This window comes from uncultured Shewanella sp., from assembly GCF_947491715.1.
Taxonomy (GTDB): domain Bacteria; phylum Pseudomonadota; class Gammaproteobacteria; order Enterobacterales; family Shewanellaceae; genus Shewanella.
On the sequence record NZ_CANLKR010000001.1, the window covers coordinates 371,288 to 395,418 of the forward strand.

The 24,131-nt window shown below is 40.0% G+C and carries 24 protein-coding genes; 10 read left to right on the forward strand and 14 right to left on the reverse strand.

All coding sequences use genetic code 11. The features are described 5' to 3' along the window. Nucleotides 1–7: 7 nt before the first annotated feature. The gene (locus Q0779_RS01650; RefSeq protein ID WP_298768826.1) at nucleotides 8–604 is read right to left on the reverse strand and encodes a DUF998 domain-containing protein; all 597 of its coding nucleotides are present in this window, start codon (nucleotides 602–604) and stop codon (nucleotides 8–10) included. Nucleotides 605–871: 267 nt separating this feature from the next. On the opposite strand from Q0779_RS01650, the gene Q0779_RS01655 reads away from it, so the two are divergent. Continuing rightward, entirely contained in the window at nucleotides 872–1,714 is an 843-nt protein-coding gene (locus tag Q0779_RS01655; RefSeq protein ID WP_298768827.1) for an SDR family oxidoreductase, read from the forward strand. Nucleotides 1,715–1,905: 191 nt separating this feature from the next. Here the strand turns inward: Q0779_RS01655 and Q0779_RS01660 are convergent, their stop codons facing one another. From Q0779_RS01660 to Q0779_RS01670, 3 genes are all read right to left on the reverse strand, one after another. After that, nucleotides 1,906–2,856 carry a peptidoglycan binding protein CsiV gene (locus tag Q0779_RS01660; protein ID WP_298768829.1) on the reverse strand — a complete coding sequence of 317 codons (951 nt, stop codon included), beginning with the start codon at nucleotides 2,854–2,856 and terminating at the stop codon, nucleotides 1,906–1,908. 2 nt (nucleotides 2,857–2,858) lie between these two features. Then, nucleotides 2,859–6,332: a transcription-repair coupling factor gene (gene mfd / locus Q0779_RS01665; protein WP_298768831.1), complete on the reverse strand. Its 3,474-nt coding sequence runs from the start codon at nucleotides 6,330–6,332 to the stop codon at nucleotides 2,859–2,861. Between the two features lie 156 nt (nucleotides 6,333–6,488). Continuing rightward, a complete protein-coding gene (locus Q0779_RS01670; protein WP_298768833.1) occupies nucleotides 6,489–7,133 on the reverse strand; it encodes a hypothetical protein in 645 nt (214 codons plus the stop codon). A gap of 93 nt (nucleotides 7,134–7,226) precedes the next feature. Here Q0779_RS01670 and Q0779_RS01675 point away from each other — a divergent pair, with 93 nt between their 5' ends. From Q0779_RS01675 to lolE, 3 genes are all read left to right on the forward strand, one after another. Then, nucleotides 7,227–8,459: a lipoprotein-releasing ABC transporter permease subunit gene (locus tag Q0779_RS01675; protein ID WP_298768835.1), complete on the forward strand. Its 1,233-nt coding sequence runs from the start codon at nucleotides 7,227–7,229 to the stop codon at nucleotides 8,457–8,459. Between the two features lie 78 nt (nucleotides 8,460–8,537). Then, entirely contained in the window at nucleotides 8,538–9,278 is a 741-nt protein-coding gene (gene lolD / locus Q0779_RS01680; protein ID WP_298768837.1) for a lipoprotein-releasing ABC transporter ATP-binding protein LolD, read from the forward strand. Next, entirely contained in the window at nucleotides 9,275–10,531 is a 1,257-nt protein-coding gene (gene lolE, locus Q0779_RS01685; protein ID WP_298768839.1) for a lipoprotein-releasing ABC transporter permease subunit LolE, read from the forward strand. Before lolD ends, lolE begins: the two co-directional genes overlap by 4 nt. Nucleotides 10,532–10,588: 57 nt before the next feature. On the opposite strand, the gene Q0779_RS01690 is transcribed toward lolE, so the two are convergent. The 5 genes from Q0779_RS01690 to Q0779_RS01710 all read right to left on the reverse strand — a co-directional run bounded on the left by Q0779_RS01690 (nucleotide 10,589) and on the right by Q0779_RS01710 (nucleotide 15,556). Continuing rightward, nucleotides 10,589–10,903: a hypothetical protein gene (locus Q0779_RS01690; RefSeq protein WP_298768841.1), complete on the reverse strand. Its 315-nt coding sequence runs from the start codon at nucleotides 10,901–10,903 to the stop codon at nucleotides 10,589–10,591. Between the two features lie 238 nt (nucleotides 10,904–11,141). Next, nucleotides 11,142–13,034 (reverse strand): TRAP transporter fused permease subunit, encoded by a 1,893-nt coding sequence (locus Q0779_RS01695; protein WP_298768843.1) that lies wholly within the window; start codon nucleotides 13,032–13,034, stop codon nucleotides 11,142–11,144. 181 nt (nucleotides 13,035–13,215) lie between these two features. After that, complete coding sequence (locus tag Q0779_RS01700; RefSeq protein WP_298768846.1) at nucleotides 13,216–14,151, reverse strand: TAXI family TRAP transporter solute-binding subunit; 936 nt, start codon at nucleotides 14,149–14,151, stop codon at nucleotides 13,216–13,218. Between the two features lie 297 nt (nucleotides 14,152–14,448). Further along, nucleotides 14,449–15,027 carry a VOC family protein gene (locus tag Q0779_RS01705; RefSeq protein WP_298768848.1) on the reverse strand — a complete coding sequence of 193 codons (579 nt, stop codon included), beginning with the start codon at nucleotides 15,025–15,027 and terminating at the stop codon, nucleotides 14,449–14,451. Nucleotides 15,028–15,061: 34 nt separating this feature from the next. Beyond that, a complete protein-coding gene (locus Q0779_RS01710; protein WP_298768850.1) occupies nucleotides 15,062–15,556 on the reverse strand; it encodes a L,D-transpeptidase family protein in 495 nt (164 codons plus the stop codon). 147 nt (nucleotides 15,557–15,703) lie between these two features. Here Q0779_RS01710 and Q0779_RS01715 point away from each other — a divergent pair, with 147 nt between their 5' ends. After that, nucleotides 15,704–16,537 (forward strand): ion transporter, encoded by an 834-nt coding sequence (locus tag Q0779_RS01715; RefSeq protein ID WP_298768852.1) that lies wholly within the window; start codon nucleotides 15,704–15,706, stop codon nucleotides 16,535–16,537. Nucleotides 16,538–16,556: 19 nt separating this feature from the next. Beyond that, the gene (locus Q0779_RS01720; protein ID WP_298769247.1) at nucleotides 16,557–18,086 is read left to right on the forward strand and encodes an MATE family efflux transporter; all 1,530 of its coding nucleotides are present in this window, start codon (nucleotides 16,557–16,559) and stop codon (nucleotides 18,084–18,086) included. Between the two features lie 86 nt (nucleotides 18,087–18,172). On the opposite strand, the gene Q0779_RS01725 is transcribed toward Q0779_RS01720, so the two are convergent. Further along, nucleotides 18,173–18,367: a DUF2986 domain-containing protein gene (locus Q0779_RS01725; protein WP_298768854.1), complete on the reverse strand. Its 195-nt coding sequence runs from the start codon at nucleotides 18,365–18,367 to the stop codon at nucleotides 18,173–18,175. A gap of 173 nt (nucleotides 18,368–18,540) precedes the next feature. On the opposite strand from Q0779_RS01725, the gene yqfB reads away from it, so the two are divergent. Beyond that, a complete protein-coding gene (gene yqfB, locus Q0779_RS01730; protein ID WP_298768856.1) occupies nucleotides 18,541–18,867 on the forward strand; it encodes a N(4)-acetylcytidine aminohydrolase in 327 nt (108 codons plus the stop codon). 13 nt (nucleotides 18,868–18,880) lie between these two features. On the opposite strand, the gene Q0779_RS01735 is transcribed toward yqfB, so the two are convergent. Then, complete coding sequence (locus tag Q0779_RS01735) at nucleotides 18,881–19,336, reverse strand: hypothetical protein (protein WP_298768858.1); 456 nt, start codon at nucleotides 19,334–19,336, stop codon at nucleotides 18,881–18,883. Nucleotides 19,337–19,541: 205 nt separating this feature from the next. On the opposite strand from Q0779_RS01735, the gene Q0779_RS01740 reads away from it, so the two are divergent. Continuing rightward, nucleotides 19,542–19,892, forward strand: a complete 351-nt coding sequence (locus Q0779_RS01740; RefSeq protein ID WP_298768860.1) for a rhodanese-like domain-containing protein — start codon at nucleotides 19,542–19,544, stop codon at nucleotides 19,890–19,892. A 557-nt stretch (nucleotides 19,893–20,449) separates the two neighbouring features. Beyond that, entirely contained in the window at nucleotides 20,450–21,076 is a 627-nt protein-coding gene (locus Q0779_RS01745) for a hypothetical protein (protein ID WP_298768862.1), read from the forward strand. 55 nt (nucleotides 21,077–21,131) lie between these two features. On the opposite strand, the gene Q0779_RS01750 is transcribed toward Q0779_RS01745, so the two are convergent. The 3 genes from Q0779_RS01750 to Q0779_RS01760 form a co-directional block, all read right to left on the reverse strand. Continuing rightward, nucleotides 21,132–22,391, reverse strand: coding sequence for a nitrate/nitrite transporter (locus Q0779_RS01750; protein ID WP_298768864.1), 1,260 nt, complete (start codon nucleotides 22,389–22,391; stop codon nucleotides 21,132–21,134). A 129-nt stretch (nucleotides 22,392–22,520) separates the two neighbouring features. After that, nucleotides 22,521–22,730, reverse strand: coding sequence for a DUF2798 domain-containing protein (locus tag Q0779_RS01755; protein WP_298768866.1), 210 nt, complete (start codon nucleotides 22,728–22,730; stop codon nucleotides 22,521–22,523). Between the two features lie 45 nt (nucleotides 22,731–22,775). Continuing rightward, complete coding sequence (locus Q0779_RS01760; protein WP_298768868.1) at nucleotides 22,776–23,060, reverse strand: antibiotic biosynthesis monooxygenase; 285 nt, start codon at nucleotides 23,058–23,060, stop codon at nucleotides 22,776–22,778. A 150-nt stretch (nucleotides 23,061–23,210) separates the two neighbouring features. Between Q0779_RS01760 and Q0779_RS01765 the strand changes: the two genes are divergently transcribed. Then, nucleotides 23,211–24,098: a LysR family transcriptional regulator gene (locus Q0779_RS01765; protein ID WP_298768872.1), complete on the forward strand. Its 888-nt coding sequence runs from the start codon at nucleotides 23,211–23,213 to the stop codon at nucleotides 24,096–24,098. Nucleotides 24,099–24,131 lie beyond the last annotated feature (33 nt).

The following is a 24,131-nucleotide window of genomic DNA, read 5'->3' on the forward strand; positions in this document are numbered from 1 at the left end:
GTGGAGATTAACGCAATATAATTGATAGGGCACTGAGCCAAATGAGCTGAGTACCATAACAAAGTCGTTGGTACAGGCCCGGTGTGGTTTTCTCTTTATAGGCTTGCGTTAATTGTCGAGTAAAGTACAAACTAAGGATAATCGATACTAGGGATCCGAATTTAAAGATGAGGCTAAACTCAGCTGAAAACAGGCATAAAATGGGAGGGAATAATAATGATAAAAATAATATGAAACCTGCCCAAGAGTGTACTTTGCCACTCAATGAGGGTGAACGAGTATAAGGGTCTTTATCCATAGGAAAATATCCTGCTACCCATGTGGCCACACCATGAATAGCAATCGTGCTACCGATTAATGTGATCCATACTGACGTTTGATGGAGTTGAATAATATAGCCACCAAATAAGAGAAATAAGATCCCCAAAGGGTAATGATTAATGATGGGGGTGAGTTGTTGGGTCGGGCTGTTTATTGCGCCAAGTTCACTGCAAAACTGTGTTTTATGATTAAATTTGGGATAGAAATACCCCGTTAAACTGATGCTGAAAACAATCCATATTGCCGCGATAAGGCCTGAATAACCCAACAAGCTAACTAACATAAAATGCATCCCTTAATATTTACTCGATATCAATATCCTTTTTAAAGGTTCAGGTTACTGAATTTATTAGTTTTGTCAATTTTTAATTCCTACGTGTAACGGCTAAGCATCTTGTCCATTGTCGACATGAGTTTCAGTTCCATTTTGTTTATTCCGACATTGAACGCTGAGATTGTATTATTGATAAATTAAGGTTGTTATATGAATTTGAAAAAGTGAACAGAATAAACCACAGTTATTTTAATTGTCATTGTGGGTGATATCTTTATGTTTATTACTAATCGTCATATTGTGATCACAGGTGCGGCTAGTGGAGTCGGCTTAGGCATTACACAGTATTGTTTACAGAATAAGGCTGCACAACTCGTCTTGGTGGATTGTGATTTTGATACCCATCATCCATTGGTGGATGCCGCCGAAAAACATGTCAGTGTAATAATCCTTGATATTCGAGATGATTCTGCTGTTAAGGCTTTGTCAAATAAACTGTCTCAGCAAGTGCCTTCTATCGATATGGTGATTAACTGTGCCGGAGTCTCTGGGCCTTTTGGGGCAGTATGGGAAGTGCCAAAGGAGCAAGTTGATTGGACATTAGAGGTTAACTTAATGGGGACAGTGAATATTGCCCGCCATTTTTTACCCTTGCTTCACGCATCGACACATGATAACCCTTGTTTTGTCAGTGTTTCTTCTCATTTAGGTTTAGTGACAAAGGAGCATTTATTCAGTTATCAAATGGCAAAACATGCCATTGTGGCTTTTACTGAAGCCCTTAAACAGGATTGTCAATTGTCAGATCCTTCTATTCAATTAGCCATTTTTTTTCCTTATTTTGTCAAATCAAATTTAGCGAATTCAGATCGGCATTTAGCAAAGTATCAAAAACACTTGTATATCGCTTCTGGCGCTAAAGATTTCTTTCAAGCGATTGGGACAGCAACGGACAAAGGGATAGATCCGATAGAGGCGGCAAAGATATTATTTGATGGGCTAGACAATAAGGCGTTTTACATTTTTACTGATGAGAAAACGTTGCAGGAGTTTAAGCAAAGAAGTGACTATATCTTTGAAAATTCGAATGTTGCGACTCTCATCAAACATGACCATTAGTGAAAAGTGGTTTTTCAAATAGATCACCCCTTAATATTACAGGTATGACAGGAATAAATAATATGCTGTTATTGATAGGGGGAGTTCGAGTTGAATGATTTTGCCCATTATTTAGGTGATTAAAATAATGGGCAAAATATCAATATCTAGATGATAATGTTTTGGACTTGGCTAATGTTATTTTATCGATTTTAATGACTCTGGCCTATGGACAAGGTACTGGGTTGGGGCATTTTACGGATTTGAATGATCATGCCCATTTTAGGGTGATCAAAATAGTGGATTTCGCCACTGCGAACTCGGCGATTTTGTTTGAGTGGAATGGCATATAAAAAGGGGGTCGACTCGGTTTCAGTGATCCCATTAGTGATTTGATAGCCGTTAGTGGTGTCACTGAGGTTATCTTTTGTTACCAGGACTTGCTTAGTGCCTTCTTCCCTTAAGTTTAATGCCGCTTCAATATATAAATAGTGATTGAGGTAGATGTTTAAGGTGCCATCGAGCTGCCAAACCGGGCCTTTGCTCGAGTGATCATAAATGCCTTGCATAAAATCAAAACTGGGTATGTCGTTATTGTTTGGATTGGTGTTAATCTCTTGTCCATCATAATTGTAAGTATTTTCAAAATCATGTCCAGCATAGAGATGTAAGGGTTTGGCTTGGTTTCTTGGCTTCATGGCTTGTTGCCATGTCATATGCAATAAACTGGTGGTACCGGGTTGTCTGGCTATTTTTTTGATGATATCACCAAATTGACTCTGGCTTCTAGCCAATAATACGGGGCCATTGCCAGTATAGGCCGTAGCGGGTTGAGCGGCGGCGATTTCAACGGGGATGTTTTCTGGTGTACTGGCATTAGCGCTGGTGGTTAATTGGGTATTACACTCATTGCTATTGGTTGCCCAATCTTGAGAGGTACAGCTGGTGAGACCATTGCGTACTGAGGTTAAATCGGTACTGGTGACGGGGGCGATTAAATCAACCGCATTGTTGGTTTTAGGCGCAGTGACTTGAGTGGGCCACTGTTCAACACTGTTACTATTATGCTGATACACATAAATTTCCACTTCAAACCAACGTTCATCCTCTGCATGAACACTCACAGATAATAAGCTAAGTAAAATAAGACTAAGTCGTAGCACGTTTATTCTCCAAGACGATGTTGGGATAATTGCTCCAAGAGCAATTTAAGCAAGGCCAATCTGTCTTGATAAGACTCTGACGGCAGATTGAATTTTAATTTAGCAGGGCCATCCATTCGATAAATGTGTGGCTGCTGCTGTAATAAACCGATAATGAAGCCCGGATCGATACTGTGATCATCATTAAACTCTAAACTGCCCCCTTTGGCGTGCATCTCAATTTTTTTGATCCCAAACTCTGTGGCTTGATGTTTATAAAAGCTTAATGCCAAGAGGTTTTTAGTGGGTTCAGGTAATAAACCAAAACGATCAATGAGTTCCACCTTGAGCTCATCGAGGGCTTTTTGGCTAGTGCAGTTGGCAATGCGTTTATATAAAGATAAGCGAATGTTCACATCAGCGACATAGTCATCGGGTAATAAAGCGGGGATCCTAAGCTCGATTTCACTTTGATGCTTGAGCATATGTTCAAGGGAGGGCTCTTTACCTTGCTTGAGGGATTTAACTGCATCTTCAAGCATTTCCATGTACAAACTAAAGCCAATTTTAGAAATATGGCCACTTTGCTCATCCCCTAATAATTCGCCCGCGCCACGAATTTCCAAATCTTGAGTGGCAAGCATGAACCCTGCGCCTAAGTCCTCTAATGCACTGATGGCTTCGAGTCGTTTTCGGGCATCTTTTGTTAAGCGTTTCGTGTGTGGGGTCAATAAATAGGCATAAGCTTGATGGTGAGAGCGGCCGACTCGTCCTCGTAACTGATGTAATTGCGCTAAACCAAATTTATCGGCTCGTTCCATGACAATGGTATTGGCAGAAGGCACATCAATGCCAGTCTCGATAATGGTGGTACAGACTAAGACATTAAAGCGTTGATGATAAAAATCAGACATGACTTTTTCCAGCTCTCGTTCACGCATTTGCCCATGGGCGGTGACGACTCTCGCTTCTGGCAATAAGTCCGCAATTTCAGCTGCTCGCTGCTCAATGGTATCGACACTGTTATGCAAAAAATAAACTTGTCCACCACGCAGGATCTCTCTTAATAAGGCCTCCCGTATTGTGGCATTATCGTACTCACGAATAAAGGTTTTTACCGCGAGTCTTTTTGCCGGAGGCGTGGCAATAATCGATAAGTCACGCATGCCAGACATGGCCATATTTAAGGTTCGAGGAATGGGTGTGGCGGTTAATGTGAGTATGTCCACATTGGCGCGTAGCGCTTTGATTTTTTCCTTTTGCCGAACACCAAACCTATGCTCTTCATCGATAATGAGTAAGCCTAAGTTTTCAAATTTAGCATCAGATTGCAGTAATTTGTGAGTGCCTATCACCACATCGACTTTGCCTGCTTCGAGTTCGAGCATGACACTTTGCTGCTCTTTGGCGGTTTTAAACCGAGATAACACTTCGACTTTAATGGGCCAGTCGGCAAATCGGTCGCTGAAATTTTCAAAATGTTGCTGAGCCAGCAAAGTGGTGGGGACTAAAATCGCCACTTGTTTACCATCATTGATGGCAACAAAAGCGGCGCGCATGGCCACTTCTGTTTTGCCAAAGCCTACATCACCACACACGAGTCTATCCATGGCGATGGGGGAGCACATATCACTTAGCACGTCTTTGATGGCGGTTTCTTGATCTACGGTTTCTTCAAAGGGAAAACTGCTGGCAAATTGCGCATACTCTTGCTCTTCCAGTTTACACGCATCCCCCGGACGAGCCTGACGTCTGGCATAGACATCAAGCAATTCAGCGGCAACATCACGGATTTTTTCAATGGCTTTACGTTTGGCCTTGGTCCAGCTCTCATTGCCCAGTTTATTGAGCGTCGCTTCTTCATCGGGACCGACGCTGTAACGGCTAATGAGGTGCAAAGCTGCGACGGGGACATAAAGTTTGTCACCACCGGCATATTCAAGCACTAAATATTCGGCGACAAGTCCCCCCGTATCTAAGGTTTCTAGTCCTTGATAATGTGCCACGCCGTGATCAAGGTGCACAATAGGCTGGCCCACTTTGAGCTCAGCTAAATTTTTAACTAATGCATCATTGCTTATCTGTTTTTGTTTTTCACGGCGCCTGTGTTGTGAAATACGGTGCCCAAAGAGCTCTGTTTCACAAATTAGGCTAAAATCATGACCCGAAGGTGGGCTGATAATGCAACCTTGAGAAAGCGGCGATACAATTAATGCCACGGGAGCGGGATTAGCCAGATAATCATCGAAATGATCAAATAAAGTGGGTTTCAGCCCAATGTGACTCAGTAGCTCAACAATGGCTTGACGTCGTCCTTCAGATTCTGCGCTAAAGAGTAAATTGACTTGGGTGCTGGCATAGTCTTTTAACGCTTCAAGGGGTTGTTTGAGCTTATGGTTAGCGGTGAGCTCAGGTAATGAAGCTGTTTTAGCGCTGATGTGAGCATTGCTTATTTCACCTGTTTTTAATTGCAATTGTGGCATGTGTTTAAATGCTGCAAAGACTTGTTCTGTTAACAGGTATAAGTCTTTTGGCGGCAACAAGGGACGAAGTGGATCGACGCGGCGCTCTTCATAACGAGTTTGCACTTCTTTTAAATGATTATTGGCCGCTTGGGTGAGCTCCCCTAACGCAATCAGTTGCGTTTGTTTGGGTAAGTAATCAAACAAACTGGCGGTTTTATCAAAAAAGAGCGGCAGGTAATTTTCAATGCCTGCAGGTAGAGTATTTTTGCTCACCATTTGATAAATGGAGCCTGGCTCTTTGACCAGTACCTCAAATTGACGGCGATAACGTTGCCTAAAACCTTCAATTGCTTTGCTATCGGTTGGAAATTCTTTTGCCGGTAACAAGCGAATACGGTTTATTTCTTCATTAGAGCGTTGAGTTTCAGGATCAAAATGTCGAATTGACTCAACTTCGTCATCAAATAGTTCAATGCGAAAGGGTTTATTTGAACCCATAGGGAAGATGTCAATGATGGCGCCTCTGACAGCAAATTCACCGTGCTCATAGACTTGCTCGACCAAATGATAACCAGTATTGACCAACTGCTGTCGCATTTCACTTAAATGATAAGTATCGCCTTTTTGTAACATCAACACATTAGCGCTTAAAAAGTCTTGCGGCGGTAAACGCACCATTAAGGTGGCCATGGGCACAATGACAAGTCCTTGCTTAGCTTGTAATAATTGTGACAAGGTAGCCAAGCGTTGAGAGATTAGATCTCGATGAGGCGAAAAGGCATCATAAGGCAAGGTTTCTCTATCAGGGAATAACCAAATCGGCAGTTTTTTTTCTTTGAGTAAATAGCCAAGCTCAGCTTCAAGTGTAATGGCGCTGGGCGTATCATGAGTGACGACAAGGGTAAGCCCTGTGTATTGCTCAGCAATATTAGCAAGGGTAATGGCTTGTGCTGCGCCGATTGGCGTTCTCAAGGTTTGGACTTGAGGCGCCGCTTTAACGCCAGGTGGGGTTAATATTGAGAATGCATTCATGAAGTCGAGATAAACCAGTCAATTGACAACAAATTGGGTGGCCATAGTATACCCAAATGATGGGAATATACTATAGCTAACCTGAAGCTTAGCTTGTCTTCATGACAGAAAGTGTTTCTCAATACTGGCCCATTTTAGCGAATAAGCCTTATGAGTTTAAGGCTGAAATTTACGCCGTTTAAGCTGTTTTTGTTGCACATTTAAACTCGCTTTGACTAATTGTTCGATATCACTGTCTTGGATTAAGTTAAACGTTAATTCACTGAGGTATGTCTTTGCTTGCTTTGAAGTCGATGTGCTATTGGTTGTGAAGATGTTGGTGTCAATCTTGTTTTCGTCTTCCATGATAACAATATCGTTAACTTCGTTGGATTGTGTGACTTGGGCGAAGCACATGATTGAAATAAGCTCATCTTTAATAAAAAGTGTGACCTTATATTGCCCATTGAGAGGCAGAGGCGCATCGCTCAATACTTGGATCTCACTGCCGCCAAAACGCATACCTTTAACGGCTTTCCCTGAGTGGGGCGTTTGTGCAAGGACGTGTTGGAGCACTAAATCAATTTTTCGAGATTGCAACTTTAAGTAGTCAACAATGGTTTGACTTTCATCATCTAAGTGACGCAATTGCAGTAAGCAATCGGCTTCAAGTGCTTTGACATCACTCATCAATTGCATGCCTGTTGGGAGTAAATTGTGCAGTTGCGCTTCAGTGGGGAGCGGATGACCTTCGGGCCAAGTTTCTAGGAAAACCTCAAAGGAATGAGTCACACTAAAATAAGGAGTTGAGTTTGTGAACAAGGCATTGCCTCTTGTTTTTATATCTATTCCCTCTATTATTGTTCCTATCCCTATGATTTAGCAAGGCTGTACGATAAAAGTACAACATTGTCCATGAATTTAAAATTACCTTTATACATTGGCTTTCGATACTGGAAAGCGAGAAAAACCAATAGCTTTGCTTCATTTATTACCCTTTTTTCGGTTTCTGGGATCTTATTAGGCGTCGCGGCTTTGATTGTCGTGAGCTCAGTGATGAGTGGCTTAGAAGGTCAATTAAAACAGCGTATTCTAGGTGCTGTACCTCAGTTAACGGTTCATGCCAGTGCACCTTTAACCGATTGGAAAGCGCAAATAGAAAAACTGAAACAATTACCGGGTGTGATAGGCGCGACCCCGAGTGTCTCGACCCAAGCCATGGTGCAATCAGCCAATAATATTCGTGCTGTGCAAGTGTATGGTATCTATCCTCAATATGAAGATCCTTTACTCAATGCGACGAAGCAAACGTTTGCTGGGAATTTTGACGCCCTTAAATCTAAACAATATAACGTTATTTTGGGGGGAGAACTGGCGAGATTGTTGGATGTTTCAACGGGGGATAAGGTGCGTTTATTAAGTGGTGATGGTGTGGTTTATTCGCCGTTAGGCCCGATGCCAAGCCAGCGAAAATTTACTTTAGCTGGGATCTTTGAAATGGGATCGCAAGTGGATGCGAGCGTGGCTTACATCAATTATGAAGATGCTCAGCGTTTAATGAGGCAAACGCCTGGAGAAGTGAAACAACTCAGATTATATTTAATCGATCCTTTTAGCGCCGCTCAGCTAGCGCCTCAAGTGAAAGCCTTATTTGCTGAACAAGGGATTGACGTGACCACTACGGATTGGCGACACACTTATGGTGACTTATTCAGTGCTGTGAAAATGGAAAAGAATATGATGTCGCTCATGCTTTGTCTCATTATTGCGGTGGCGGCGTTTAATATTGTTTCTGCATTGGTCATGATGGTGGTCGATAAGACCACGGATGTGGCGGTATTGAAAACCCAGGGCCTTCCCACAAGTCATATTATGGGGGTATTTATCATTCAAGGTACCTTAAATGCTGTGATAGGGCTTATCGGGGGATTAGTGATTGGGGTATTGTTAACAACAAACTTGAATGAGATCACGCGTATCTTAGGGCTTTCTATTTTAGGCGCAGGGCAAAGTTTGCCTGTGTTATTACAGCCTCATCAATTATTCAGTATTGTGTTAGGGACGTTAGCTGTGAGTGTGATTGCGACGATTTATCCTGCTATGAAAGCGGCTAGTGTCGAGCCTGCTAGCGCATTACGGTATGAGTAGTCGTTAAAAGTATTGATGTAATCAATGAATATTACTTTGAAATTGAAAATTTAAGTTGTCACCTCAGGGGGACAATAAATGAGTCTAAAGATGAAGCCAGAAATATTATTAGAAGTGAGTCGAGTGAGTAAAGTGTATACCGAAGGCCGTCTTGAGACCCAAGTATTGCACAAAGTCAATTTACAAGTATTCAAAGGTGAACAGCTAGCGATTGTCGGCAGTTCAGGCTCAGGTAAAAGTACCCTGTTGCATATTATGGGAACCCTTGATAGTCCCAGTGAAGGCCAAGTGCTTTTAGAAGGAGAAGATATCTATGGATTATCGAATAAGCGCCAAGCTCGATTAAGAAATAAAGACTTAGGGTTTATTTACCAGTTTCATCACTTGTTGCCTGAGTTTTCAGCTCTTGAGAATGTGGCAATGCCGGGGTTTATTGATGGAAGAAATCGCCAACAAGTGCTCGTCGAAGCAAAAACATTACTTGCCAGAGTAGGGCTTGAGCATCGACTAAATCATACTCCAGCAGAAATGTCAGGGGGAGAGCGTCAACGTGTTGCCATTGCTCGAGCATTAATTAATCAACCTAAGCTAGTATTAGCCGATGAACCTACGGGTAATTTAGACGCTAAAAGTGGCGAAGATGTCTATGTGTTGATTAAAGAACTGGCACAGCAGTTAGGAACGGCCTTTGTTGTCGTGACCCATGATCTTCAGCTGGCGGCGCGCATGGATAGGCAATTGCACATGAAAGATGGTCAGTTGAGTCAATCAGATGATGCTAGTGTTACAGCTCACACTCAAACAGGTAATCATACATGAGAAAAGGGTTAGCGCTATGGGTAGGTTTACGATTTTATCTTGCTAGGCAATCTAATCGTTTTATTAGTTTTATCTCGTTTGCATCGACAGCAGGTATTGCATTAGGAGTGGCGGTATTGATCATTGTGTTGTCTGCCATGAACGGGTTTGAACGTGAATTAGAGCAAAGATTGCTCGCTGTTGTCCCCCACGGTGAGCTGACGGCTGTCAATGGTGGGATCAGTGATTGGCAAAAAATTGTGCAAGAAGCCGTTAAGATCCCTGGGATAGTGTCGGCGGCCCCTTTGATACAAATTCAAGGGTTAGTACAAAAGCCTAAAGGTTTTCAAGGGGTGTCAGTGATTGGCGTTGATCCCAAATTAGAGTCTAAGGTCTCCAGTATTAGTCAGTTTATGTCGGCAAAGAGCTGGCAGAGCTTAAGTCAGTCTGACAGCAATAATATCGTGCTTGGAAAAGGCTTGGCGAAAGCGCTGGATCTCAAAGTGGGCCAATCTTTGAGTCTATATACTCCAGAACTGGGCGCTAAATCTTCAAAAGGACAGATCCGTCAAGCGAAAAGCCACCGTTTTGTGGTATCCGGTATTTTTTCAATTGGCGGGGAATTAGATTTAACGACGGCATATATTCCAATGGCTTATGCGAGTCAATTATTAGGTTTAGGCAAGGATGTCACGGGAGTACGGATTAAGGTGGATAAGGTGTTTGATGCTCCCCGTTTGATCAGAGAACTGGGGTATAATCAGCAGCAATACTTATATATCAATGACTGGACTCGAACCCAAGGTAATTTATATTCAGACATTCAAATGGTCCGAATGATCATGTATTTAGTTCTTGCATTAGTCATTGCCGTAGCTTGTTTTAATATTGTATCGACCTTAGTCATGGCGGTGCGTGATAAACAATCTGAAATAGCCATTTTATTAACCATGGGAATGAAACGAAGAAGTATCATGGGAATATTTGTTGTACAAGGGGCCTTTAATGGCGTATTAGGCTGTGCATTAGGAGCTATTTCAGGGTGTTTAATTGCACTCAATTTAAGCAATATAGCAAGGGCTATTGAAGGTTTATTTGGCATACAGCTCTTATCCGCCGATGTTTATTTTATTGACTTTCTCCCCTCAAAACTCTTGATGTCAGATGTGATTACTGTAGTGTTATTGGCTTTTTTCATGAGTCTGATTGCAACACTGTATCCCGCGTATAAAGCCAGTAAGACACAACCTGCACGAGCTTTAGCTGGTTGGTAATGATTGAGATGCGAAAAAATAAAGGCACTTTGGGGATGTCAAATTCCCCTATGATGTTCAAGTGTTAAGGGAGGTCATTGACTGAGAGCTAGATCCATGCTCTGGAATCGCTCCCGTCCATGCAGACTGATTATAAGCAGAAAATGAAGTGAAATAAGCGATCCTTGCACCAATGAGAACTGCAATGTACAGGGAAATGAATAAGGCCAGAAACAAGAGTAATGGTGTGATAGCATTTTTCCAAGACGTTTTCAGTACTGGCTTACGGAAAAAAAGCTTCGCTTTTTTCCTCGATTTAAAAAGCGAAGGTTTAGTGAAAGAATTGGGCTGATAGCTTATTTTCTTTGCTGAATAAATTTTACTTTTCACCATAATATTGAACCCAGTTAACCCTGTTTTGGCTTGTTGAAGGTTGCGCCTTTAAAGCTGAATATATGCTGAATATGGATTTCTACGATAGCCTTGTTTGTAATATTTTATGAATGAGTGTTTATACTAATGATATTTTAGCCATTAAGAACAATGGATTAATTTAATCTTAAATTTTAATTAATCCATTGTTAGTTTGTCATTTACTTATTGAGCGTGCTTTAAAAATGGGGCGGATGCGTTATTTTGATTGTGATTTTTTGTAATTGAAAAAGTGATGAATGAGCACTATTCCAACGATGATAATCCCCATTACCCTCTGTGTATCTTGGCTTAATAAAATAAGTAAACTTGCAATTAGCAGCAGCACACGTTGCCAAATGAGTAATCGAGAGAAGAAGAAACCTTCAATACAAGCGGCAATGCCTACAATCAATATGATGGTCATGAAGATGGCGTATAAGTAGCTGGTTAAGGATACCTCACCATAGAAAATAAGGCCAGAGAATGCCATCATCGCAGGGATAATGAAAAAACCTTGAGAGAGTTTAAAGGCTTGTATCGCCGATTTCATCGGTGAGGCTTTAGCTATCGCGGCACCTGCAAAAGCGGCTAATGCGATAGGTGGCGTCACATTGGATGTTTGAGAGAGCCAAAAAACAATCATGTGGGCGGTGAGTAAGCCAACCCCAAGATCGGTCAGTGAAGGAACCGCCATGATAGATAATACAATATAGGCTGCGGTGACGGGAAGTCCCATGCCTAAGATCACAGCTGCAAGCGCGATGAGTGCGAGCACTGACCATAAGTAACCACCAGACAGAACCATGAGAAATTGTGTAAATTGCAACCCTATCCCCGTTTGTCCTACGACGCCTACCACTATTCCGGCAGTACCACAGGCGACAGAGATAGGTAATGCTTGCAAGGCTCCTTGCTTCATGCCTGAAAAGAAAATGCTTAGTGATATACGGGTTGTTTTTCGGCACATTGCTGCAATGATGACAGCGGCACAACCTGAAATACCCACTAAGACAGGTGAATAGCTTAGAATGAGTAAGCTGGTAATTAAAATAAGTGGAATAAGAAAGTGCCAACCCTTAGCTAAAACGGTTCGAAATTGTTCTATTCGATCCATGCCTTTTAAATTTAATTTACATGCCATTAGATGAACGTAAAGCAAAGTACAAGCAAAATATAAAATCGCAGGTGCAATGGAGACAAGTAAAATGTCGCTGTAAGCAATACCTGTAAATTGAGCCATGACAAAGGCGCCAGCTCCCATAACGGGCGGCATGATCTGTCCACCTGTTGAAGCTGCTGCCTCAATGCCAGCCGCTTCTTGTGGTTTATAGCCCAGCTTTTTCATCATAGGGATCGTTAACGCGCCAGTTGTGACAGTATTGGCAATGGCAGAACCTGAAATCGATCCCAATGCTGCAGAGGCAATCACACTGGCTTTAGCCGGACCCCCTCTGTATTTTCCTGCGATAGCAAAGGCACAATCGATGAAGAATTGCCCAGCGCCACATACTTGTAAAAAGGCACCAAATAGGACGAAAATAAAGACGACACCGGCGGCAATGGCTAAGGGGGCACCAAAGACACCATTAGTTGAAAATATATGGAAACGAATGATCTCTTCTAGTGAAAAACTTTTACTGGCTACTACAGAGGGAAGTAAATCACCAAACATGGCATAACTCAGAAAGAAAATAGCAATTCCAGCCATGACGATGCCAACGGTGCGGCGTGTCGCCTCTAGCAGTAATAACAATAATAATCCTCCTGCAATGCGGTCTTGTAAATTGAGCCCATCAAATAAAAAGCTCATATCGTCATAATCAAAGGTAATGATTGTCCAACCACTGTAAATCACGGTTGCGATTAAACCGAGATCAATTAACCTTCCAATAGGATATAAACGCGGCGATGTTTCATGTTTGATGGAAGGATAAACGAGAAAAACTAAGACTAAAACCCAAGTCAGGTGAATAGGCCTAAAGCTGGTGGCGGGGAGATCGGCGGTGAGTCCTTGCCAGAGTTGAAATACCGATAATAAAATGGCAATGAGGCTGGCCAATTGCACTAACTTATCGGTTAGATATCGACCAGATAAAACGGGTTCAGACATACTTATCTCCAATGGGGGCGGATACTGCATTTTTTCACTGAAAAAAGCAGTATGTTTCAATGCTGATGATGTTGACAATTAATGTTCAGTCGTCGTTAGTTTTAGATGAGGAAACAGCGACTGTTAGAATGACACATTCGCGCTCTATGAGGTGAATAACCCCCTCAATGGACGAGCTTTATTATTGTTTGCTCTTATGCTCATCGAAATATTTTTGTGCCCCTGGATGCAGTGGTACTCCAGCAAGTTCGTCCATATTCTCAACAGTGGTTGATTGAGTGACATTAATGGCTTTGCGTAATTCATCAATATGTTCAAAAGCGACTTTTGTCATTTGATAGGCTAAATCATCATCGAGATTATTATTGACAAATAATACATTCCATACGGCTGGAACGGTAAATGCGGGCACATTATTATAACTGCCTGCAGGACCCGTATAAGTATAATAAGCGGGATTAGTTTTAGATATTTTGTTAAGCTGCTGCTTTGAAAAAGATAAAATACGAATATTACGGGTTAATGATAATTCGGTAATGGCACCTACGCCCAAACTGCCAACAATGACCCCAGCATCAATTTGGCCATTCGCTAAGGCGCGAGTAGTGGCACTGTAATTGAGGGCTTGACTGTCTAGGTCGTTTTTATTGATCCCCAAAATACTGAGGATATTGAGGGCACTAATACGTGTACCAGAACCCGGTGCACCTAAAGAAACACGTTTACCTTTTAAATCTTCAATATTGTGAATGTCAGAGTCAGCTGGAACGATAAATTGGACTAAATTAGGATAGAGTGCAAATAAAACAGACACATCCATTTTTCTTGGAAAAGGTTTTGTGCCTTCATAGGCTTGTTCAATGACATTACCCATACTGATCCCTGCAAGCTCTCGGCCTGAGGCGACCTTCACAATATTTTCAACGGAAGCTGAAGTGACCTCTGCACGCATATCGAAATTAGGGATATTATCAGACCAGATCTTGGCTAACATGCCGCCTAGTGGATAATAAGTGCCACTTTGGCCACCTGTGCCTATGGTATAAGTCTCTGCTGACGAAGGAAGGGAAAAAGCGAGCAGTAAAGCGAACGCAATATGTTTAGATAGCGCTATCATGAGAATAACTCCAAGATATATTGTTTTTTTAATAATCGTTAATGTATAAGCCTTTTGTGTATATCAGTCAATAAGTGTACGACTCACACGCATTAAAATTGGAACAAAATAGGGTGATGACAAAAAAACTAAGTTGTAATGGTCTGTATGAGTCGATGATAGTCATTGTTAATTCAGAAATAAATAAAGGGTTTGTTTTATTGATATTGACTTGTAAGTCAATCGTAAAAATGTGTGTTAATGGTTATCATTAGTGTTAATAATCATGCTTTCTTTGGAGGGATCTCCTCGCGCTTTTTATTCATCCGTGGTTTCAGATGCAATGATGGTTTTAATGTGATGAGGATGTATTTTTATACAAATATTATGTTTTTTAAAGGCGATTGTAGGGTTGGCAATTCGTTCTTTTTCACCTTTAGGTGAACTCATTTTCACTTTAATGGCAGTTTGGTTAGCAATTATGGGTCTTAAAGTCGGGATCGCGAGGAGCAGTTCATGAGTGAGTTCCTGGCAATCTATTGCATTTGAAGGAAAGATGAGTTCGATATGTTCCCAGCCTTCTATTGGGTAGTGTTTATCACTGGGGAAGGGCAATTCTAAGTAATCTATAGTGAAGTGACCAAGGTGAAGTGTTTGGTTGAGCTTAATGATTAAAATGGGGCGTCCATTAATGATATTTTCTGAAACAATTTCGCCGAATTCATGGATCTGATTTTTAAGTTGTTGGGCAACGGTGAATTGGTTTATGCGAATAGCAACATGATCGCACTCAAATGGATAAGTGCTTATGCCAAGTTCATCCATGAAAGATTGGATGTTTTCGCAAAAAGAAGGCCATGAATTAAGTAAATTTGAAAAAGACAGAGTAGAAGTCATGTTATTAATATTCTATTATTTTTAATGATGAGTATTATGGGTGGATGACGATAGGCGTGCCTTCATCAAGTAATTGCCAGAGTTCGTCAATATCTCTATTGGTCAAAGCAATACAGCCATCGGTCCAATTAAATTTTTGTCTTTTATAAACCGGAATGGATGAATTGGGATCTTGTCCATGGATCATTATTTGTCCTCCAGGATCAAGGCCTTTGGCTTTAGAGTAGCGTAAATCCTCTTCATTAGGATAAGAGATATGTATCGCGCGATAGTAAGCACTGTCAGCCTTTTTGTAATCTAAGGAATAGCGACCTTCGGGGGTTCGTTTATCACCTCTTTTGCGCTTTGGGCCGATGGGATTACTGCCTAATGCGATATGAAATTTTTTCAGTAATTTTCCTTGTTTGAACACAGATAGTGCTAATTTTGACTTTGTTACCACCACTAAATCGGCTTTAGTGGGGGAGTGGGCGTGAACGGTTAGTGACATGATAAGCAAAATGATAAAAGTATAAAAACGTAACGCCATAAATCCAATCCAGGAAGTGCTGAAAGTGGTCTTATTATACTCAAACCCAGTTAAAATACGAGTTAGAGTGGTTAAGTGGAATATAATGCATTGTGATGTTGGGTTTTTTGTTAGTATGGCGTTCTATTCAGGGGAGGTGATATTGGTATGTCAGCAGAACGAGAGAAAGAAATGGATCTGAGATTGAGCTTAAGAAGGATCATTTTTGGTACGGAAACCCCCCAAGGACGTTACTTTGATATTTGTTTGATTATTTGTATTACCTTGAGCGTTGCTTTAGTTTTTTTAGATACGATTGTGTCAATTCACAGCGCATACGGTGATTTGATTGTAAAATTAGAATGGTTTTTTACACTCTTGTTCACCATCGAGTATATGACTCGATTGTATTGCTCTGCTAATCGATGGCAATATGCAAAGAGCTTTTATGGTATTGTAGATTTATTATCTATCTTGCCGACTTATTTAATTTTATTATTTCCAGGTGCTAATTTTGCGATGGTGATCCGAGTGTTGCGCTTGTTTAGAGTGTTTCGGGTTCTGAAATTGCTACGTTATCTCAGTGAAGGAAACGTCCTTTTACAAGCATTAACGCAATCTTCTCGTAAAGTGATCATGTTTTTCTTTTCAGTGAGCCTCATTGTCGCAGTATTAGGCTCGGTGATGTACGCTGTCGAAGGGCCTGATAATGGATTTACATCTATTCCTAAGTCGATTTATTGGACCATAGTGACCATTACGACTGTGGGTTATGGTGATATTACTCCTGTAACGGAATTGGGACAGGGAATTGCTGCACTGACGATGCTAATTGGTTATTCTATTATTGCCATTCCAACAGGTATTATTTCTGCTGAAATTTCTCAAGAAATGCGCCGAAATAGAGATTTAAGGCGTTGTAGTAACTGTTTAAAGTCGGGCCATGATACTGATGCTCATTTTTGTAATCAATGCGGTAATGAATTACAAGATGTTGTTTAATAATGAAAAAAGGAAGAATATGGCGACGGCTAAGTTTGTTCAAGGACCGATTTTAAAACATATTTTAGTGATGAGCTCAACAGCTGCAGTGGGTATTTCAGCTTTGTTTATTGTTGATTTACTTGATATGTTCTTTTTAAGCTTATTAGGAGAAGTTGAGCTTGCAGCAGCAGTAGGGTATGCAGGGACGATTTCATTTTTTACCACAGCGATAGGTATTGGTTTATCCATTTCTCTTGGGGCATTAGTGTCACGCTCCATTGGGGAAAAAGAAGTAGAAAAAGCCAAACGACTGCTGGTCAATAGTGCGGTTGTGACTGTGATTGTGAGTGTGTTAGTCGCAATTATCATGTTGGCCTTTATTCCTGAGCTATTAGCTTTAATAGGCGCTAAAGGGCGAACTGCTGAGCTAGCGGCCAATTATTTATATATTTTAGTGCCATCATTGCCCATTATTTGTTTAGCCATGTCTTTTGGTGCCGCTTTACGTGCTGTGGGTGATGCAAAACTCTCTATGATATCGACCTTAATCGGCGGTGGTGTGAATGCAGTTTTAGACCCTATTTTTATTTTTGCATTAGCCATGAATATCGAAGGGGCGGCCATTGCCTCGGTATTAGCTCGTTTGGCTGTTTTATTAGTAGCAGGTCACGGAATTATTGTTAAACATAAGCTCATTGGACGTTTCACTTTTAACGGGTTTATGCTTGATTTTAAACCTATTTTTAGCATTGCAGGTCCAGCGATGTTAACCAATGTGGCGACGCCTATTGGGAACGGTGTTATTACTCATACTATTGCCGATTTTGGCGATGGGTATGTGGCGGGATGGGCTGTCATTGGTCGTTTAATTCCAGTGTCATTTGGTATGATTTTCGCTTTATCGGGCGCGATAGGGCCCATTGTCGGGCAAAATTACGGCGCATTATCTTTTGTGAGAGTTAAAGAAACTTTGACTAAGGCATTACTGTTCTGTTTTGTGTATGTATTAGTGGTGTCTCTTATTTTATTTTTCTTACGGCAAGAAATTATACTGCTATTTGATATGAAAGGTGATGCGGCAAAAATTATCGATTTCTTCTGTCAATATATGGCTATATTTTTTGTTTTTTCAGGGGCTTTGTTTGTTGCCAATGCGTCTTTTAATAATTTAGGTAAGGCGAAATATTCAACTGTGTTGAATTTAGGTAAAGCCACGTTAGGCACTATGCCTTTTGTTTATTTTGGCGCTCAGTGGGGAGGAATACAAGGCGTGCTGATTGGGCAAGCCTTAGGATCCATCGTTTTTGGTATGTTGGGCATTATTATCGCTTATCGACTGGTTGATAAAGTGCATGCTGCTCATGGCATAGCATGGCAGGAAGAAAGTGGGCTCAATGATGTTGAAGCAGTCAAAACACTTGAAGAAACAGATTTTAGTGTGACAAGTCAAAATCCATTATCTTCTACTTGCGCACAAATGGCGCAATTTACGGAAGAACAAGATTGTGATGCGAGCATTGAACTTATTCGAATGAATGATGAATCAAGGTTGAAACACAATAAATAATAACGTTCAAATACTGAAACAGAGACATTTGTGTCGCATGATCTGAATATCTTATTCAGATCATGCGGACTCGATGACGGAGTTTATTACTCAGCCTTGTCTTTTTCTGTGGTCGAAATCTCATCAATAATATTCATGGAGGCTTCTTTATCTTTTAAAGCCTGATTGGCGGCACGCTCAGCTTTAGAGACATATTTTTTGATGGTGGGTGGCGTGTGTTTATTGAGCTTTGCTTTAGCGCGTTTCGCCGTTTTTTTAATGATTTTCTGTTTTCTATTCATAATTCTTAAGTATGACGCTAAATAATGACATTGATTTTACCTCAAAGACACAGTCCTCGCCACAAGAGTGTGTAATCCGACTGGTTTTGCCGCTTCATATTCACGTTATCAACTTGTGTTTTTAGGCTGGCTCATTGTATCTTAATGGTCAATGTATTAGACGGGTATGACTAATGGCAAAAACAGAGCAAAGTATTTCTTTTTTTGAACGTTTTAAAATGGATATATTAGCACAAAAAAAAACGATAACCTTGCGGGATGCATCTGAGTCGCATTTTAAAGTGGGTCAAGTTTTGAATGTGATGGCGTTAGAAACGGGTAAACATTTTTGCGACATTAAGGTCGAGCGAACAACTAATATTGCCTTTGATGCGTTAACTTATAGGCATGCGAAACAAGAAAATATGACATTAAATCAACTAAAATCATTGATCCAAGATATTTATCCTGGGATCCGTACACTGTTTATGATTGAGTTCAGCTTGATTGGATCATCTTGAAATAAAGCGCTGCTTAAGAGCCAAATTTCTGTTTGTCTAACGTATTGGCTCCCTCGAGGCATTCGCCTCTGATAATGCCTCGATCATCTTCAATTAATCGGTAGAGCTCTATATAACCTGTGTGGCAAAAATTTGTCATTTCCAGTGTTTTCTTAAGGCCTAATTCAGTTTGTTCTGTGAGCAATTCGATAGATGTTTCACTTTGTTTTAATTGTATTTTGGAAGGTAATTGATTGTTCCGGCCGCTGTTTTTTTGACTTAAATCACCTAAGGGAGTGACTACTTGGCGTTTGTTATTGTTCACTGGGGGGAGAGAGACACGATAAGTAAACAGTTTTAAGCCATCTTTAGCAATGGATGTTGTAAAGGAGTCAGTGATTTTCCCCGAGAAATCTTGAGGGTGAATAGCCCCTCGGCTACATGAAAATAAGTAAGGTAAAAAGAGTAGGGGTAAGATAATTTTATTCATTTATACCTTAGTTTACAGTGAAAGATTAGAAAGGAGTAATTTAGTAAGTATATATTATTTAAGTCTATTTATTCTAGATTATTTTTATTGATAAGCGATATTTGTTAAGGTTTTTTATTTTGTGTTAGTGTTAACTGTCTCGTTTTCTATAGTGAGTATAATCACTTTTAGATGATATTTGTTTTATTCATGAAAAGGATGAAAAATGATCAAAACGGCTGATGTATTAATCGATGAAGCGAAATTGCAAATAAGTTGCCTCGATATCGCTTCGGCGATGGCATTACATGAACGCTCTGAAGCTAAGGTTATTCTGGATGTGAGAGAAAGTGATGCTGCTTTAAAATCGGCATTGAGTGATTCTGTGAATATTCCTAGAGGAATAATTGAGATGAAAATGCCTATATTATACACAGATCCTAGCACCCTAATTTTGGTACATTGTGCTGGTGGAGGGAGAGCTACATTAGCGGCATTATCACTACAGAAAATGGGTTATAGCAATGTGCATGCGATTGTCGCGAAATTTGAAGATATTAAAGCGGCTTTTGATTGAATGATGATGAGTAAAAGGTGGGTAGCTTTCTTTCTATCAGAATAGATGTAATGACTCTATATTTTTCATTGGGAGATGTTTATAAAGATTAAGAGTAATAATTTAAATTTTTAATCTTAATCTTTTAGTTTTAACAATAAATAAAACTAAAATTTGTTTATTTTTATTTTTAAGTGTAATGATAGGTAAATTATATTTGATAATAGCAATATTTATAGTAGTGGTATTAAAAATGAACCGTAAATAATAAATAAGAAAGATAGAAGACATTATTTTATAGATTAATAAAAATTAATCATTTATTGGTGTTTTGAAATAAAATCCATGGCATTACTATATATCATTGTATTTAAATATATTATTTTTATTTGTTTTTTGAGTTTAATGTCAAAAAGTATACGGCTTTATACTTTTGTCTTATATATTTTGGTATTGTATTTACTGATATTAGTGAAGGTTAATATAAAGGGGGCTCTTTATTTGAGCGGAGGGGCAGCGGTTAAATACTCTATATTTAATGTTTTCTATTCATAATATAATAAGATTGAGGTATTGCTATGTCGACAGAGATCGATGGAACATCAACAGATAATTATAATTTTTTCGGCTTAAAAATTGTTGCTGAATGTACTTTGGTTTATACCTATGGCAGTTATACTTCAATGACTCTTGGCAATTTTAATGATGTTAAAGTGTCTGCCTCTGTTTCGGTTTCCTTAGGATTAAAATTTGAATTAAATGCTGCGGCTAAATTTAGTGTTGATTTAAATCTAAGTAGTTATTCTCTATCTCGCACTTTATTAGAAGGTAAGTCTTCAAAAGTGGCTTTTGAGCAAACAAAAGTCTTTGGTTCTGTCACAAAGGTTGTTGCACAGGAGGCAAAAGCGACCTTGTCAAAATTGGAAGCATTAGAAGCTAAAGTGGATGTGATTAATACAGATGTGACTAGCACGACAACGGCAATCAAAACCGCTGCGACAGAACTCGCATCAGCTGTGACTAGAATTGGTACAACAGTGACAGAAGTAGAAACAAAAACCACTGCAATTGATGATATTGTGACGCGTATTGATACCGCTGAAGCGCGAATAACTCAAGCAGGTGCTTATTTGGCTGATCATGAAGCTGCACTTTATTCTTCAGAAATATCAATAAATGACAGCGGACTGAATATGCTGGGTTAACATTCTATCATTTTTTCAGTTTTTAACCTTCAGCTTTATCGGGCTTTTAATGGCTTCAGTATTGCCGAGCCTTAAATAGAGTGGTTAGTATACCTATTAATGCACAAAGCATGAGTAATGAAAATAGATATTGGTAGCCAGTAATGCCTGGATAAGTGTCGAGTAAATATCCAGCCATCGGGGCAAAAAATACATCAGGAGTAAAACCGATGACAGAGATTAAGCCTATGGTGATCCCCGTTTGATAGCGCGAGACTTGATTTTCTTCTAGTAAGGCGAAATAAATAGCTCGAACGGCAAAAATAGTGATGAAGGTCATAATAAGGGTTAAGTAGATAAGTGTTATATTCAGCGTTAATGCGGATGTCATTGTTAATATCGAATAACTGAAAGCCATGATGGCAAAACTGATAGTAATGATTTTACTGGCGGAAAAACGGTCGGCAAGGTAGCCTGCTGTTATGGCTGCAACGGGGCGTAAATAAGCTGATAGAGAAGTGAATTTTGCGGCATCTAATGGATCTAGATTAAGAATATCAACAGCATATATACTGTAGTAATCAATACCTTTATAACCACAATAAGCACTCGTAACGATAGCGGCTTGCAACCAAACACTGCGTTGTTTAAAAATGTTTAAGTTGTTGATAATTGATGGGCGAACGATTTTTGTCGTTGATGCTTCGATATTCGTAATGCTGCACCAGAGTAAAAAAGCGCTGATAGCAGTCATGCCTGTATAGAAATAGATGACTTGTTTAAAGGCATTGATTTGTTGCTGTAAACTTGCTTGCTCTAAGCCGTTAGGGATAAGTTGGCTTAGTAATAAAACAGCGAGGGAGGCAACAACTGCGGCAACAAGCCCACGGCCACCATCGAGTAAACCAAAAGCGCGGCCTTGGGTAGACTCATCACCCCATTCTCGTGTGGCTTTTAGCATCGCGGCCCAAAAGAGGAAAATAGAGGTCAGCCCCCAATAGCCGTAAAGGAATATAAGCATGTTTTTGTTGGGAATTTGAGCTAAATAGAGCCCGCCTAAACTGGTGGCTAAAAGTGATGTTATAAGGAGTTTTTTGGCAGAAAAATAATCAGCAATCGCACCACCTGGGAAGTAGGCCAACATGGCAATGATACCATAGACTGCATAAATATTGCCTAATTCAATATTGGAGAGAGAAAAGACTTCTAGAAATGTGGGCCTAAAGAAACGAACGATATGAAAGGGTAAAGCAAAAATAATTTCACCAGCAAAAATAAGGGAAAACAGTGCAATGTATTTGGCTAATTGATTATCTTGCTGTGTTTTTTCGACCATCTAATTTTCCAGAGTCGCTTTCTTAAAAAGCCCATCTTACGATATTTTATATATTCTGAACATTGAATTTTATTGTAACATACAGATCTTAATAATATTATTAAGATCTGATATGGAAAAATAAAGGCGTTATTGAGATAATTTAATTGATAGTTTATGGATTTCTGGACCAACAAAAAAAGCAATTATAGCGGCAACAGGCCAGGCAAGAGTGAAAGCATTAAACCATTTTAAATGAAATTCATTGCTCCAACCTAAATTGATCCAAGTCACCCAAAATGTCATTAAAATTGACAGTAATAGAGACATAATAACTGCAAAAATAATACGTTGCTTCATTGTTTAATTCCTTCATTTTAGCTTGGATAGATCGTATTTTTTGGATTAGCAGAGGGTTAACTTATCGATATACAGTATTTCTGTCATCCCTTTAGCCAAGTATTCTTGGGTGTATTGCATTTGATGATGTCGCTCAAAGGCTTTGGTGTTTTCCCACGTTTCCCACAAAGTGAAACGCTCAGATAAGTCAATATGTTGTAATATTTCAAACTTTATACAGCCTTTTTCCTGAATTGTCAGTGCTTGTAATGACAGTAAAGCGCGTTTTACAACATTAGGCTCGTGATTTTTTGTGACTTTTAAGCCAGCCGTTATCGATAGTGAAGTCATATGTCATCCTTAATATAGAAGCGAGATTAAATAGGGTTAAGCGGTTATGTTTATGAGTATTTTTTATTGGCTTAAAGTATAGATAAATGCAAATAGTATAGATAGCCTGATATAATCAATCTTAAATTCCAAAAATGAGATCATAGTGTCATGCTTGATGATATCGCTATGTTTGTTCATATTGTGCGTTGCCGCAGTTTTGCTGGCACGGCGAAAAAACTGAATATCCCTGCTGCGACCTTGACTCGGCGTTTGCAAAAGCTTGAACAAACCTTGGCTTGTCGACTTATTCATCGTTCAGCGAGGCAATTTGTGTTGACTCAGGAAGGGGAAACATATTATCAAGCTTATGCAGGACTCATTGAGCAATTCGAAGTTACTAAACATAATTTGTCGACACAGCAAACTGATATGAGTGGCAAGCTTAAGGTACTGGCACCGACGAATATCTCGATTGGTTTTCTACAACCTATGTGGGCAGGTTTTATCAAAGACTATCCAAATATCCAACTTGAATTGTTATTGAATAATCAATTGGAGGATTTGGTGTTGTCACAAGCCGATCTGGCTTTGCGAATTGGGCCGCAGACTGATTCAAGTTTATATCAACAGGGTTTGGGTGCTGTCCCTACGCTTATGGTGGCTTCATCGGACTACATACAGCGATATGGAGAGCCACAATTCCTTGAGGATATGAGCTCACATCAGTTAATCGGTCACTCTAATACGCTAGTTTGGTATCTAAGCAATGACGTTTTTGGAAAAGAGGAGACACTATATCCTAAATTTGACACGCTCACGAATGATATTAGCCTAATGACCCAGTTTGTGTGTGATGGTTTAGGTATTGCGTTATTACCTATGAGTCAAGTCAAGACCCAAATCAATAACGGTCAGTTACAGCAGATATTATCACCTTGGCGAGGGCAGGCACGTGAACTTTATGCTGTATGGCCGAGCGGGCGTTTACTCAATGTTAAGGCAAAATGTTTACGGGAATATATGAAAGGATTTATTGACCAAAACCTGCGGCTATAAAGTGTCTTTGACTCACATTGCTAGCCGAAGACA

What these genes read in the sequence shown, in the direction of transcription:
- Q0779_RS01745 (WP_298768862.1), top strand. Translation starts at nt 20,450, where the DNA reads ATGTCGACAGAGATCGATGGAACATCAACAGATAATTATAATTTTTTC.
- Q0779_RS01735 (WP_298768858.1), bottom strand. Translation starts at nt 19,336, where the DNA reads ATGAATAAAATTATCTTACCCCTACTCTTTTTACCTTACTTATTTTCA.
- Q0779_RS01755 (WP_298768866.1), bottom strand. Translation starts at nt 22,730, where the DNA reads ATGAAGCAACGTATTATTTTTGCAGTTATTATGTCTCTATTACTGTCA.
- Q0779_RS01710 (WP_298768850.1), bottom strand. Translation starts at nt 15,556, where the DNA reads ATGGCGTTACGTTTTTATACTTTTATCATTTTGCTTATCATGTCACTA.
- lolE (WP_298768839.1), top strand. Translation starts at nt 9,275, where the DNA reads ATGAGAAAAGGGTTAGCGCTATGGGTAGGTTTACGATTTTATCTTGCT.
- lolD (WP_298768837.1), top strand. Translation starts at nt 8,538, where the DNA reads ATGAGTCTAAAGATGAAGCCAGAAATATTATTAGAAGTGAGTCGAGTG.
- Q0779_RS01765 (WP_298768872.1), top strand. Translation starts at nt 23,211, where the DNA reads ATGCTTGATGATATCGCTATGTTTGTTCATATTGTGCGTTGCCGCAGT.
- Q0779_RS01715 (WP_298768852.1), top strand. Translation starts at nt 15,704, where the DNA reads ATGTCAGCAGAACGAGAGAAAGAAATGGATCTGAGATTGAGCTTAAGA.
- mfd (WP_298768831.1), bottom strand. Translation starts at nt 6,332, where the DNA reads ATGAATGCATTCTCAATATTAACCCCACCTGGCGTTAAAGCGGCGCCT.
- Q0779_RS01705 (WP_298768848.1), bottom strand. Translation starts at nt 15,027, where the DNA reads ATGACTTCTACTCTGTCTTTTTCAAATTTACTTAATTCATGGCCTTCT.
- Q0779_RS01750 (WP_298768864.1), bottom strand. Translation starts at nt 22,391, where the DNA reads ATGGTCGAAAAAACACAGCAAGATAATCAATTAGCCAAATACATTGCA.
- Q0779_RS01760 (WP_298768868.1), bottom strand. Translation starts at nt 23,060, where the DNA reads ATGACTTCACTATCGATAACGGCTGGCTTAAAAGTCACAAAAAATCAC.
- yqfB (WP_298768856.1), top strand. Translation starts at nt 18,541, where the DNA reads ATGGCAAAAACAGAGCAAAGTATTTCTTTTTTTGAACGTTTTAAAATG.
- Q0779_RS01700 (WP_298768846.1), bottom strand. Translation starts at nt 14,151, where the DNA reads ATGATAGCGCTATCTAAACATATTGCGTTCGCTTTACTGCTCGCTTTT.
- Q0779_RS01675 (WP_298768835.1), top strand. Translation starts at nt 7,227, where the DNA reads ATGAATTTAAAATTACCTTTATACATTGGCTTTCGATACTGGAAAGCG.
- Q0779_RS01690 (WP_298768841.1), bottom strand. Translation starts at nt 10,903, where the DNA reads ATGGTGAAAAGTAAAATTTATTCAGCAAAGAAAATAAGCTATCAGCCC.
- Q0779_RS01720 (WP_298769247.1), top strand. Translation starts at nt 16,557, where the DNA reads ATGGCGACGGCTAAGTTTGTTCAAGGACCGATTTTAAAACATATTTTA.
- Q0779_RS01650 (WP_298768826.1), bottom strand. Translation starts at nt 604, where the DNA reads ATGTTAGTTAGCTTGTTGGGTTATTCAGGCCTTATCGCGGCAATATGG.
- Q0779_RS01740 (WP_298768860.1), top strand. Translation starts at nt 19,542, where the DNA reads ATGATCAAAACGGCTGATGTATTAATCGATGAAGCGAAATTGCAAATA.
- Q0779_RS01655 (WP_298768827.1), top strand. Translation starts at nt 872, where the DNA reads ATGTTTATTACTAATCGTCATATTGTGATCACAGGTGCGGCTAGTGGA.
- Q0779_RS01725 (WP_298768854.1), bottom strand. Translation starts at nt 18,367, where the DNA reads ATGAATAGAAAACAGAAAATCATTAAAAAAACGGCGAAACGCGCTAAA.
- Q0779_RS01695 (WP_298768843.1), bottom strand. Translation starts at nt 13,034, where the DNA reads ATGTCTGAACCCGTTTTATCTGGTCGATATCTAACCGATAAGTTAGTG.